Here is a 13,850-nt window from a genome sequence, read left to right on the forward strand (position 1 = left end):
TAGTTAACCTATAAATTTAATTTATGAGTAGCATTATGGACTTAAACCTCATCCAAACTTTTCTGGTCGTCGCAGAGTTCCAATCCTACACAAAAGCTGCGGAACAACTTGGGCTGACACAACCGGCGGTAAGCGCTGCAATCAAGCGTTTAGAACAAGTCGTTGACAAGCAGTTATTCGTCAAAAAAGGCCGCGGAATAGCTCTTACTTCCACCGCACATCAATTGCTTCCTCAATTTCAGCAAGCGGTAAGTATCATTGATAGTGCAATATCTGATAAAAACCATTTTGAAGTATGCTGCTCGGAAATTTTGCTACATAGCATGCCTCCTATTGAAAACGTGGTGTTTTATGAATCACCGCCTGAAAAATACACTCTGTTTGAACTTCTAAGACAACAAAAAGTCGACTTAGCTATCGATACCGTAGTAACAAAAGACGCTGCTTTTGTTATTGAAGATGCCTATTCGGAAGAAGCTGTCATCATCTGCCGAGAAAACCACCCCAGAATCAATGGAACGCTGTCAAAAAAACAATTTTATGAAGAAAGCCACTGTCTGTTTTCCGGAAGATGGGAGAACATGAGTGGGTTCGAGCAACTTGCTAAAGAGAAGATACAAGAGCGAAAAGTCGATTTAGTGACATCTTCGCTAGCAGGTATGGCTTTGTACGTGGCTGACCGAGATTGCTTAGGTGTCGTATCTCAGTCGTTTGCCAGGAAATGGAGTAAGGCGCTCAAACTACAAGTGCTCCCATGCCCTATTTCGATTCAATCTATCCCTTACAAGTTTGTCTATCACAAACGCGAAATTGATAACCCTACTCATATTGCCCTGCGCCAAAAAATTAAAGAGCTACTTGCCGTGGCACATAGCAAGCAAGTGTCCTAGTAAAGAATCAGCTTTGGACAACACTACCGAACTTGCTATTTTGTGAGAGCATAAAAGTCCGTCACAAAGTTGTTAGCGCAGCACTTAACGCTATGTTTAGCAAATCTATAAATCAAACTGTATTAAATAAATGTCAATGCAACAAGATTTATAGTATAGAAATTAGCTATTTGCAATAAAATAGAGCTGACCTAACTATCAGTAAACCCGACTCGCCCAGAAAGTGACTTTTTGGACTTTTACAAAGTTAGATCTAAAGATAACAGCGTAGGTAAGTTTTAGAATTTTTGCGTTAAACATTTCTAACAGTGGAATTTTAAATCTTCCTAGTCTTAAAAACATGACACTCTCATTTAGATTGTAAAGATCACACCTTTGACTTTGGAAATGAATTAGGGAGAAACAGAGGGAACCTCTCACTTTAAGCATCTAAGGTAAATCACATGACTTGGACTTTTGGTATTTCGTCCCTTAATTTGCTTTAATTAAAACAAATTGAACTCACTGCAAATAACCTCATGAATTTACGCTTAATTTTAATACTGTGTATTACCAGTGTGTTTGCTGGTTGCGCCACTTATGCTGGTCTCAACTACGACCTCCTTTTTGGCCAGCAACTCGTAAGAGAACGTACTGCTAGCGTCGAGACAAAACACGCAAACTTTTTTCAGAACAAAGTAAAGCCAATAATAGATAACCGCTGCGTGGTTTGTCATGCGTGCTACGATGCACCGTGTCAATTGAAACTATCGTCAGTAGAAGGAATCGATAGAGGTGCGACGAAAGCTTTGGTATACGAAGGAACACGCCTTACTGCCGTAGCACCAACTCGCCTATTCGAAGATGCAGAAACGACACAAGAGTGGCGTGATGCGGGTTTCCATCCTGTTTTGAACGAACGCGAGCAGAGCATGGCAGCGAATTTGGATGCTGGCTTAATCGCGCGACTTCTGGTGCAAAAAGAGCGTCATCCTCTGCCTGAGCAAGTTCAGTTGGAAGGGTTTGATTTTTCGATTGATCGTGAACAAACGTGCCCGACAATCGAAGAATACGAACAGTATGAGAAAGACAACCCAACTTGGGGAATGCCATTTGGCATGCCAAACCTGACAGACTCTGAATACCTTACTTTGATGAACTGGCTGGAAAACGGCGCAGTCATGAATAGCCACACGCCCATTAGCCAATATGAGCGAACACAAATTGCGAAATATGAGACGCTGCTGAACCAGGATGATTTGAAGAACCAGCTCATGGCTCGCTACATCTATGAGCACCTATTCTTATCTCATTTGTATTTCTCAGAGCTAAACCAGAGTCAAACACCTCGCTTTTTCTCGCTAGTTCGCTCCTCGACACCTCCAGGTCAGCCGGTTAAACGTATATCAACCCGTCGCCCATATGACGATCCAAACACCGAACGCGTTTATTACCGAATCATCCCCGAACAAGGCACTATTGTTGACAAAACACATATGCCTTATGCGTTAAATCAGCAGCGTATCAACAATTGGATACAGTGGTTCATTCAAACTGAATATTCCGTTTCCCAATTGCCAAGTTATGAGCCTGAAGTTGCCGCAAATCCAATGACTTCGTTTATTGATATCCCTGTAAAATCTCGCTTTAAGTTCATGTTAGATAACGCGCAAAACACGATCATGGCGTTTATTAAAGGGCCGGTGTGCCGTGGTCAGTTAGCGCTGAATGTCATAAATGATCGTTTCTGGGTATTCTTCCTCGACCCTGATAAAAGCGACATACCTGAAGTGAACGAGTTTTATCGCTCACAAGCGGAGAATTTAAAGTTGCCTAGCGAGTTAGAAAGCAACACATTGCCAGTTGCCAACTGGGTTAAATACGCAAGACAGCAAGCGCATTATCTTGAAGCCAAATCGGATTTTTCTAACCAATGGTTTAAACATGGTGAGCATCTATCTACCGATGTAATCTGGAATGGCAATGGATCGAATTCAAATGCAGCATTGACCGTTTTCCGCCATTTTGACAGTGCTTCGGTTGTGCAAGGTTTAGTTGGAGACCAACCTAAAACAGCATGGGTCATGGATTACTCCCTACTTGAACGGATCCATTACCTGCTTGTGGCTGGGTTTGATGTCTACGGCAACTTTGGCCACCAACTCATCACACGTATGTTTATGGACTTTCTTCGTATGGAAGGTGAAAGCAACTTTATATCGCTGTTACCCGCAGACATGCGCCATCAATTACAATCGAGCTGGTATCAGGAACAAAGTCCTCAATTAACCGATTTCTTAATGAGAAACGTTAAGCCATTCAGTCAACCTACAAGTGTGGTCTACACAACAGATAACCCTAAGTCTGAACTGCTAAATAAATTGCGAGAGCGCCTGTCTTCTGTCCTTTTGCCTCGCTATGAAATAACAGCTACCGCACTATCGTCTGAGAGTGAGCAACAAATAAAACGCCTTGGGCAATTGCACGGTGAAGGTCTCAAAACAGTCCCTCAAATAACCATGCTGATGGTACAAAGCAAATCAGGTAAAGATGAGCTGTTTACTCTGCTGCACAATAATGCCCATACCAATATCTCGAGTTTGTTTAATGAAGAGAACAACCGAAACTTCGCTGAAGACGACATGACTGTCGTACATGGCGTGATCGGAAGTTACCCCGCTGCGTTTTTCTCGATAAATGAGGGTCAAATTACAGATTTTGTCGATCAATTCAGTTCGATTAAAAATGAAGACGATTACGTTAACTTATTGGATCGTTTTGCCATTCGTCGTAGCTCAGAAAAATTCTGGCCATTTAGCGATCGGATTCATCATTGGTATCGGGCGAATCAACCGATCGAATTTGGATTACTTGACTATAATCGTTTTGAGAATCGATGATGATTTAAGGGGGTTCTCATGGGTATCCGAGACAACATTGCCGCTCTGGAGCAACAGATTTATGTTGCTTGTTCAGAGGGAGACTACGATACGGTCAATATGCTTGAGCATCAACTCGAATACTTACGTGGTAGAGTGGAACATCCATTAGACGATGACCCTTATGCTCTAGACACTCGGTTTGAGTGGGAAGATGACATGACCGAATAGATAAAACCTCCGGCATTTACCGGAGGTTTTCGTTTCGTCTGACGGTCACCAACTCATCGATGTATCAAGTTCGGTTACGAATGTCGCTAACGCCAAGTTCACTATACAAAGATTCAATTCGAGAATCGTTATCCCCGTCAGAATATAGGCCAACATTCAGCGTAAAGCCTGTTGATTGATCGACTAAAAAAGTGTTTTATTAAAAGCAGAAATCCATAATCTTAAATCGGAAATAACTTGATGCAAAAAACGACTCGTACCATGCCTGCACACAAGCACGTGGCTTTAGTTGCCCACGATAACTGCAAACCTGAACTGCTTCGCTGGGTACAAGAGAATAAAGAAAAACTGCAACGCCACTTCCTTTATGCAACGGGCACAACTGGTCATATGCTAAGCAAAGAGACAGGCTTAGCGATAAAAAACATGATCAGCGGACCTATGGGTGGTGACCAGCAGATTGGTGCACTCATTTCTGAAGGTAAAATCGACGTATTAGTCTTCTTTTGGGATCCTCTAAACGCGGTTCCTCATGACCCAGACGTAAAAGCACTGCTTCGAATTGCCAGTGTTTGGAATATTCCTGTCGCAACCAACCGTGCAACAGCAAAATTCCTGTTCAACTCCCCTCTTATAGAACAAGAAGTCGATATTGAAGTTCCTGATTACGAAGCATATTTACACGAGCGCACATAATCTGAACGCAAGTCTTATTCTCAAAAGATAAAACAGAGGCGATACTGAGTATCGCCTCTGTCATTTATACTAATGGCTATTTAGACTAATGTTTATTTAAACTAATGGCTAGTTTATCGCGAGGTGATGATTGGATAATCCCCTTGCACCAGCTCCTGAACAAATGCCGATCCAGCTCCGGTATGGGTGATCCAAACTTTCTCTTTTGCTCGCGTAATCGCAACGTAGAACAATCGTCGCTCCTCGGCATGAGGGAACTTATCGTTTGATTCAGTGAGTGCACCATCAATGTGAACTTGCTTTTTCTTCGCAGGAAACTGCCCTTCATCAACAGAAAGGACAATGACAAAGTCCGCTTCTCTGCCCTTACTTGCGTGACATGTCATAAAGCGAATATCGAGATTCGGGAAACGTCTTTGCCAGTCATCAAACAAATCCGGTTTGTGGTAATGATTGCGACCAAGTAGCAACACGGATTTTGTTTGGTTAGCTTGCTGATTTAACTGATCGAGAATCTTCTCAACTTGGTTACTCGGTGCAGTATGAACACTCTTTTGCTTACGTTGCTTATGACTATTCAGTGTCTTAGGTAGTTGCGCTGGGTTTTGTTGAACAAAGGTATTTGCTACATCACCAATTTGATTATTAAAACGATACGTCGTATCAAGATGATGAACGGTCGAATGTGCGAATCGGTCTTTGAACCCCGTGATCAAATCTACATCAGCACCAGCAAACTGGTAAATCGCCTGCCAGTCATCCCCTACAGCAAACAAGGTCGCGCCAGGCTGTTTATCCGTAGACTCACATAGCGCTTCAATTAAAGCTAAGCGGTCAGGAGAAATATCCTGATATTCGTCAACCATGACAAAGCGCCAGGGAGAAACAAACTTACCTTTGTTTACATATTCTGTTGCTCGACTAATCATCGTTGGGAAGTCGACATGATTACTCTCTTTGAGCATCTTTTGCCAAGAACTGTAACACGGCCAGCAGAGCGCTAACTCACCGTTTAAACGTGTGTAATCCTCGTGCTCGACCAGTTTTTCCTGAACTTGTTTTTTGGTTAAACCTACGGCGGCTAAATGCGATAACTGACTGTCTAACCAAGCAATCAGTTTAGGGTTTTCTGAGTGGCTGCCAAGTTCATCATCCCCTTTTAAATAAGCGATAGGCCACTTATCAAGATGCTTTTGCCAGCGTTTGAAGTTAGTTGGCGTCATCCAGTGCTTTTTAAGCCAGTCTATACACCATGCACTACGTTGATTGTCATCTAAAGCTAGCGGACTGATTTCGACGGGCTGAGTCTCGACTTGGTTTAGAATGTACAAACCTAATTGGTGAAAGGTATTAACACGTGCACCGTCTGCAGCCATCCCCACTTTATCGACCAATCGTTCTTTCATTTCTTTCGCAGCATCCCGTCCGAACGCAAGCATCAGTAGTTCTTCTGCTTGCGCCTGATGACTTTGCAGTAAATACGCTACGCGTGCTGTCAACACACTGGTTTTACCTGAGCCAGCACCAGCAAGTACCAGATTATGGTCATCATTCAGTAACACGGCGTATTGTTGAGACAAATTCAGAGGAGAAGACTCAATGCTGTTGAACAACACTTCCCAATTAGGACGCTCACCCTCCAGCCATGCATAATTACGATCCTCTAAGGTGTGAGAGGTATTTTTCAGCCAAGGCTCAAGTTCTGCCATACGATTCGGCATGCGTAATTTCGCTTCTTCCAGGCTGGTTTTAATTTCGACAAGATCGTGATTTAAACGCTCAACCCAAGATTGAACCTGCGAATGCGGTAAATAAGCCGGAAGGTGTTTTAACTTGTAAAGCTCTTCTTCCCATACAGGCAGGTATTCAGCCAGTTTTCTGCACTGATTGTTATGCCATTCCTGATATTGATGAACCGCTTCCAACGCAAACTTGCGGCACTGAGGCCACGGTAACCCCTGAACCAACCAACTTTGCTGCTTGCCGTCTTGCTCATGAGAAAAGAACTGAAGAGCACTCCAAAGCAGCCCTCGTTTGACGCTCACTTTGCCATTCCAAACCGTAAATGGAATATGTTCTTCACTGCCTATGGAGCTTAATAAAACACTATTCTCTTTTATTTCGACATGATAGTACTCATTTTGAATAAAAAACTGTGCTTTGTTAGTGGCAGTAAGCTGCATGAAATGTGCGCCTTTTTAGTTATAAGTTTTCGGTTTATATCATTTTAGAGCAGCAAATTGTAGCGCTGACACACACCGAAATAAGCATCTCGTTTACATTCTTAAATAAATTTCACAATACTGCTGTTTTAGTGAACAATCCATAACCTAAAAGCTTTGGTTCCGTAACCGACGGTTTGTCCGGAGCGAAATCGTAACAATATTAGGAGGTAAGCGAGAAACGACAATATATAGTCCCATTGTGTCTATTTCATAAACAAGCGATCTTTTTTCTTAAATTAAATCATAAAAACGCTATAGTGGGCTTGATACTATCTCTACGTTTTTTCATCGGAAATGAAAGGCGCATCGTGCAATCAACTTCTAAATTTCGCCTCTATTGGGCTAACAAAACCGTTAATTACAGTATTCTGATCCTGATCACTTTATTAGGTGTTGTCATTCCTGCATGGTATTTTGGCCAAAACACGCTGATCACACCGCTAATATTGGGAATAATCGCTGCGGCTCTGGCGGAGAGTGATGATAGTTTCACAGGACGAATAAAAGCCTTAATCCTGACATTTATTTGTTTTGCTGTCGCCGCCTTTTCTATTGAGATCTTGTTCAATACGCCGTGGCTTTTTGCTACAGGGTTATTTTTATCAACCTTCGGTTTTATCATGCTCGGCGCAATTGGACCTAAATACGCGAGTATTGCGTTTGGTTCATTGCTCATCGCTATCTACACCATGTTAGGCGCTCATGAGAGTACAAATCTTTGGTTCCAACCTCTTCTGCTGCTAACGGGCGCCGCATGGTATTATTTCATGTCGATGATATGGCAGATTTTCTGGCCGCTGCAGCCAGTACAACAAAATCTGGCTAACGTATTTTTTCAAATGGCAAATTATCTCGACGCTAAAGCCAAGCTTTTCCATCCGGTACTAAACCTTGAACCGCAACCAATGCGAATCGAGGCTGCGCGGCTTAACGCGGCAACTGTCACAGCATTAAACGCTTGTAAAGCCACTTTACTTAACCGATCAAAACGCGGCCATATCGACGGTCCGAGTGACCGCTTCTTGAACATCTACTTTATCGCTCAGGATATTCATGAAAGAGCGAGCTCCAGCCATTACCGATACCAAGATTTAGCGACCGAGTTTGAACGATCGGATGTCTTATTCCGTTTTAAATACCTGCTGGAATCACAAGCGCGAGCCTGTCGCGATATTGCGCAGGCGATTCAACTCGGTAACGAATACACTCACACCAACGAATCTATTCTGGCTTTGGCTGAAGTCCAAAACTCTCTTACGTACCTTGAAGAGCAAAAGCAAGGCCATTGGAAACGTTTGTTAGCGCAGCTTAATTACCTGTTCAATAACCTGGCGACAGTAGAAAAGCAGCTGAATAACATTAACAACCCAGATGTTGAAGGACTCGAAGAAGATACGCTCGATGATACCAATCCACATACATTAAAAGCGATGTGGCAGAAGATTTTGGCCAATTTCAACAAAGATTCGATGCTATTTCGTCACGCATTACGTATGTCTATCGCGCTTACAATCGGTTATGGGATCATTCAGGCATTTGATTTTGACCGCGGATACTGGATCCTGCTAACGACACTGTTTGTGTGCCAGCCAAACTACAGCGCAACCCGCCAGAAGCTAACCGCACGTGTGATAGGTACTTTAGCCGGTCTGCTCATCGGCGTCCTACTACTGACCGCCTTCCCTTCTCAAGAAAGCCAATTAGTTTTCGTTGTTGTCTCCGGCGTGATGTTTTTCGCCTTCCGGATGAACAACTACGGCTATGCGACGGGTTTTATCACCTTGCTGGTTTTGTTCTTGTTTAATCAGTTAGGCGAAGGCTATGCGGTCGTGCTCCCACGGCTTGCAGACACACTAATTGGCTGTTTGTTAGCGGTATCTGCCGTCATGTTCATTCTCCCAGATTGGCAATCGAGACGACTGCATAAAGTCATGTCAGATGCTATTGACGCGAATAAACAGTATCTCGGTCAGATTATTGGTCAGTATCGCATAGGTAAAAAAGACAGTCTAAGTTATCGGGTTGCACGCCGTCAGGCACATAATAGCGATGCGACTCTCTCGTCAGCCATCAGTATTATGCTTGCTGAGCCAGGAAAATACCGAACATCGGTTGATGAAAGTTTTCGTTTTTTAACCCTTAATCACGCCATGCTCAACTATATCTCTGCACTCGGTGCCCATCGCACGCGTATAGACGACAATTCAATCCACAAATTAGTTTTGGACGCGCACCGTTGTATTCATCAGCATCTGGATGTGCTTCATCAACAACTTCACCAACATTGTGAAGAATGCGACCTGTCAGCTATCGAAGACGCCGGTCTGGAACAGCGCTTAAATGAGTGGCGCGACGAGGACGACAGTTCTGCACGGATGATATTACAGCAACTTCACCTTATCTATCGCATGCTGCCAGAGCTACATTCGCTCGCGAGTAAATTTGCTGTTCGAGTTAACTAGCAATCAGGGATCGCAAGCGTCCTTAATTTCATAGCTTACAGAGGTGGCGCTTCACTTCTGTAAGCAAGTTCCTACAAATTTACACACCTTCCTACAAAGCCACAATTTAGCCTTTCATCATGGTCACATTCTGACTTTTCACATAACACACTCTGACAATATTCGGACAAAAAAGAGTCGATCGAATTCTATCCTTACCCGGAAATATAAGTTTGTTGTATGGCCACGATGGCCGAACGATGGGTAAAAAGGATGAACCTGTGTACAACGAGGATTTAGAAATGACGACACAGCAATTTAATGAACTCAAGCGTAAGCTAAGTGACTTAACCGACAGCCAATTAAAATCACTTCAAGGTGAAATCAGCCAGACTTTAAATAAGAAGCGCGAACCAATTCTTTCGTCGGAAGAACGTGAGATGATTGCGCGACTGTTTTCCTGATATTTTCCTCACTTGGCCATACAAGTCATTCCACTTACCCGATGACTCTGGGTAAATGCTGCTGTTTTCTTCTTTTCTGGATGAATACTCAGACTTACGATCGTTTTTAAATAAGCGTTGATCTCCCCCTCCCTCTTTTTTGTTAAGCAACGAATCACCGATTTAGCAATAAACCCACAATACCGCTTGTTAGCTGATGGTAAGACTGACCGCCGCGACCAACAAAGGCAGGAAACCAAACACTAAGCTATAGAAGCCAGAGCGTTTAGACAACCTGATAAGCACAGGAGATGAATAGAACGTAACGATAAGGTAAGGCACTATATATACTGGTTGAAGGAAAAACGCCAAGACTACATGTGACAGTACATGTAAGTCAGCACTCCAAGAACTGGGCTTGGTTCTTCGTATCAATGCCAATGAGAGGATCAGACTAACAGCGAGATTGAACATAACGGTCCATTTGTAAATAATTATCATTTGTAATTTTAGATAAACAAACAGAGATCTTCAAATACGTTTTAACTATCGCTCCTATCGCCACAATCAATCTAGTGAATCAAATAATTTCCTTATTAAACGATTGCGTAATCGCTAACCTTCTCTTTCCCCCGCTTTTGGTCTTTCTTCACATTTTGTACGTTGTTATATTACAGCCAACATAAAGACCATTCGAGGCACGGAGCTTCCTCAATAATCTCAAGAAGAGAAGAATTGGTACCGACAAATTCGGCAGATTTAAAGAGGGTCAAATAATGGAAATGAATATGGTTGAGATTCTGGGCTACGCGGCTTCAATCATGGTTGCTATCTCACTAACGATGAAAGACATAGTCAAACTTCGTGTGCTTAACTTTATCGGTTGTGGTCTATTTACCGCTTACGGTCTTATGATCGACTCATGGCCAGTCGTGCTAACCAACGGCTTTATTGCATGTGTAAACGTGTACTTCCTGGTTAAAATGCAACAGGAAAAGAGCAGCCTGGAACCTGAACAAGCACAATAAAACCACTAAATTTTAAAAGCTCGCATTTTGCGGGCTTTTTTGCATTTAGTACTCCGGTTAAACGGTTAGTTGCTTCCTCCTCACCACTCACCAACATGATTTCCACACGTCGGACAACTTCTTTTCTTTTTATAGGACGTTAGGTATATACTCGTTTTTGACGTCATCTTGATTGAAGAGGTAAATGATGAACATTGGGGTAGTTGCGAAACTGACAGGCCTTTCTTCCAAATCGATTCGACTTTATGAAGATAAAGGCATTATTTCACCACCAGCTCGCAGTGAATCCGGCTATCGGGCATATTCTGACAAACACATCCAAGAGCTCAATTTGGTATCACGTGCTAAAAACGCTGGATTTTCGCTCCAAGAATGCAAAGAGTTTGTTCAGCTTGCGCACAACCCAAATCGTAAAAGTAGCGATGTGAAAGCGCGTACTATAGACAAGTTGAAAGAGGTCGAAGAGAAAATTTCACACCTGATTGAGATTAAACAACAGCTAGAAAGTTGGGTTTCGTCCTGCCCAGGTGATGCAAAAAGTCATTGTCCTATCATCGACGAACTCACCAAATAAATTCATCTGCCTAAACAAAGTGCGAGGAGGACATGAGCCCTCCTTTGATAATTTAAACTATGAGTTCGCTTTAGCTTTAAGTTTGCTTCAATTAAGAATTTGAAACTGGGTATCTTTTCTTAAAGGCCGATGCGGATGCAAACAGCCCAGTAGCAGCAAAAGTAATAACAATACCTAATAAGTAGGACGGTTCCTCGTAAGCCAGAAGACCGTAACTGCTAAACAAAAACACACAAAGGACGAATGCCACACTAATACGATGGCACCATGGCCGCTTTACAGAATACTGAGCATACTTTTGCACTAAAACAAAGCCCATTCAATCACCACACTAATAACAATTTTATTATTTACTGATGGTCATGATAGATATTTTCTTAAACTAGAAAAACGGACGCGTTATTTTCCTCGGTGAAAATCACATTTATTTGAAATAAAAGCCGAAAAACGAACAAGAACAAATCACATTGATTAGAAATTGACACACATCAATAACATATAATATTAAAAACATGTCGCTAAAGGAGCAATTTGACGCTCTGACGCGCAACTAACGTCGGTTCTAACTGCACGATTTCAGAATCCGCTAATTTGTCATCGAGTCTTCGCAGCAAAGTTTCAACCGCTGCCTGACCCAAACGATATTTAGGTTGGTGAATGGTGGTAAGTGAAGGAGACATAAATTTAGCGATATGTACATCGTCATAACCAATAACGGAAAGATCTTCCGGTACCTTGATGCCAAGCTCGTTAGCAGCATTAATTACGCCCATTGCCATCATATCATTTGAAACAAAAATAGCCGTCGGGAGCGCTCCGTTTTCAGACATACTCTTAAGCGCCTGATAGCCACCCTCACATTCGAAATCTGATTCAATGATCCAGTTTACGTTGAACTCCAACCCTGCCTCAATCATCGCGCGCTTGTAACCTTCGTAACGCATTTGAGCCTGATGCTTGATCAAAGGACCAGTGATACAACCAACCTGTTGATGGCCACAATCTATCAGATGCTTAGCTGCAAGGTATCCACCGCGCAATGAGTTATCTTGAATCTTATCGCTGGTGAACAGCATCGGCCCCCAATCCATTACAACGACGGGGATATCAGGATAACGTTCGAACACATCAATGCGCTCACCTTCCAGTGAATCACACATCAGAATCAAACCATCGACACGTTTTTGCAACAATGTACTAATAGACTGGCGCATACGCTCATTGTCACCTTCAGTGTTGCACAGAATGAGACTATAGCCTTTTTGATAACAACTGCGTTCTACCCCTTTTACGACTTCACCAAAAAACGGGTTGGTAGACGTTGTAACCAACATACCAATGGTTTTGGTTCTATTGACTTTGAGGCTACGTGCTAACGCGGATGGCGCATAGTAATTAAGCTCTTTCGCAGCGTTGTTTACGCGTTCTGAGATCTCTTCACTAACAAAGCGGGTTTTGTTGATAACATGGCTCACTGTAGAAGTAGAAACCCCTGCCAGTTTTGCGATATCTTTCATCGTTGCCATGTTATGAATTCCTTACTTATTGATGTTCAGCTAAGAATACGTCGACCTCTTCACGAGTCGGGATAGACGTCTGTGCACCAAAGCGCGTCACAGAAATTGCTGCTGCCGCATGTGCGAACTTAATTGCTGATTCTAAAGACAAACCTTCTAATAAACCAGTAACGAATGCTCCATTAAAGGTATCACCTGCAGCGGTAGTGTCCGTAGCCTCTACGCGGAAGCCTGGAATAATATCACCACAGCCGTTCTGGCTTAACCAAACGCCCTTCGCACCCAAAGTAATCATCACAATTTCAATGCCTTTCGCGTGCAGCACGTTTGCCGCTTCTTGTGCACTATCATTGTCAATTACCGTCACGCCTGTTAACACTTCGGCCTCGGTTTCGTTAGGCGTAATAACGTCAATACACGCAAGCAATTCATCCGACAATTCACGCGCTGGCGCAGGGTTCAAAATAACATTCGTTTTAGCCTCTTTTGCAACTCGTGCTGCTTTTTCTATCGCACACATAGGCGTCTCGAGTTGCATCAGTAAGTATTCTGCCTGACGTATACGATCCAAATCCGATTCAATGGCATCAGCCGTCAACTTCGCATTCGCTTCAGCGGAAATACAAATGCTGTTTTCACCACTGTCGGCTACCTGAATCATCGCAATGCCAGTTGGACAATTCGGCTGCATCTTCACAGCACTGATATTGATGCCGTCCATTTTAAAGCTCTCACGGATGTTGATGCCGAACGAATCATCGCCAACACAAGCAATAAAACCGATATCAGAATTCAGGCGTGCAGCGGCAACGGCTTGGTTCGCCCCTTTTCCACCTGGGATAACTTGGTAGTTGCGCCCATGAAGCGTCTCGCCTGGGCGAGGAAAAGAAGGCACTTGAAGAACATGGTCAGCGTTTACACTACCTAACACTACTAACTTATTCATA

Annotated in this window: 11 protein-coding genes and 1 pseudogene; 9 read left to right on the plus strand and 3 right to left on the minus strand. The window is 43.0% G+C overall.

Annotated features, from left to right (window positions below; genetic code table 11):
* The first annotated feature begins 35 nt into the window (after positions 1–35).
* From ACWYU8_RS06500 to ACWYU8_RS06520, 5 genes and pseudogenes are all read left to right on the plus strand, one after another.
* On the plus strand, positions 36–890 hold the full coding sequence (locus ACWYU8_RS06500) for a LysR family transcriptional regulator (protein WP_457518176.1): 855 nt from the start codon (positions 36–38) through the stop codon (positions 888–890).
* 518 nt (positions 891–1,408) lie between these two features.
* Complete coding sequence (locus tag ACWYU8_RS06505) at positions 1,409–3,769, plus strand: fatty acid cis/trans isomerase (protein WP_457518178.1); 2,361 nt, start codon at positions 1,409–1,411, stop codon at positions 3,767–3,769.
* An 18-nt stretch (positions 3,770–3,787) separates the two neighbouring features.
* The gene (locus ACWYU8_RS06510; protein WP_182009128.1) at positions 3,788–3,979 is read left to right on the plus strand and encodes a hypothetical protein; all 192 of its coding nucleotides are present in this window, start codon (positions 3,788–3,790) and stop codon (positions 3,977–3,979) included.
* 83 nt (positions 3,980–4,062) lie between these two features.
* Positions 4,063–4,158 (plus strand): annotated as a pseudogene (locus ACWYU8_RS06515) (TMAO reductase system periplasmic protein TorT); the annotation flags it as partial.
* A 61-nt stretch (positions 4,159–4,219) separates the two neighbouring features.
* Entirely contained in the window at positions 4,220–4,675 is a 456-nt protein-coding gene (locus ACWYU8_RS06520; RefSeq protein WP_444494503.1) for a methylglyoxal synthase, read from the plus strand.
* A gap of 113 nt (positions 4,676–4,788) precedes the next feature.
* Here ACWYU8_RS06520 and helD read toward each other — a convergent pair whose 3' ends face one another.
* Complete coding sequence (gene helD / locus ACWYU8_RS06525) at positions 4,789–6,858, minus strand: DNA helicase IV (RefSeq protein WP_457518181.1); 2,070 nt, start codon at positions 6,856–6,858, stop codon at positions 4,789–4,791.
* Between the two features lie 350 nt (positions 6,859–7,208).
* Here helD and yccS point away from each other — a divergent pair, with 350 nt between their 5' ends.
* The 4 genes from yccS (at position 7,209) to cueR (ending at position 11,386) form a co-directional block, all read left to right on the plus strand.
* Entirely contained in the window at positions 7,209–9,362 is a 2,154-nt protein-coding gene (gene yccS, locus ACWYU8_RS06530; RefSeq protein WP_457518183.1) for a YccS family putative transporter, read from the plus strand.
* A 281-nt stretch (positions 9,363–9,643) separates the two neighbouring features.
* Complete coding sequence (locus ACWYU8_RS06535) at positions 9,644–9,805, plus strand: hypothetical protein (RefSeq protein WP_457518185.1); 162 nt, start codon at positions 9,644–9,646, stop codon at positions 9,803–9,805.
* Between the two features lie 755 nt (positions 9,806–10,560).
* Positions 10,561–10,812, plus strand: coding sequence for a YgjV family protein (locus tag ACWYU8_RS06540; RefSeq protein ID WP_457518187.1), 252 nt, complete (start codon positions 10,561–10,563; stop codon positions 10,810–10,812).
* 187 nt (positions 10,813–10,999) lie between these two features.
* Positions 11,000–11,386: a Cu(I)-responsive transcriptional regulator gene (gene cueR / locus ACWYU8_RS06545; protein ID WP_457518630.1), complete on the plus strand. Its 387-nt coding sequence runs from the start codon at positions 11,000–11,002 to the stop codon at positions 11,384–11,386.
* A gap of 518 nt (positions 11,387–11,904) precedes the next feature.
* Here the strand turns inward: cueR and ACWYU8_RS06550 are convergent.
* Positions 11,905–12,912, minus strand: coding sequence for a substrate-binding domain-containing protein (locus tag ACWYU8_RS06550; RefSeq protein ID WP_457518188.1), 1,008 nt, complete (start codon positions 12,910–12,912; stop codon positions 11,905–11,907).
* 16 nt (positions 12,913–12,928) lie between these two features.
* On the minus strand, positions 12,929–13,849 hold the full coding sequence (rbsK, locus tag ACWYU8_RS06555; RefSeq protein WP_457518190.1) for a ribokinase: 921 nt from the start codon (positions 13,847–13,849) through the stop codon (positions 12,929–12,931).
* Between the last annotated feature and the right edge of the window lies 1 nt (position 13,850).

It is taken from the genome of Vibrio limimangrovi (assembly GCF_054064025.1).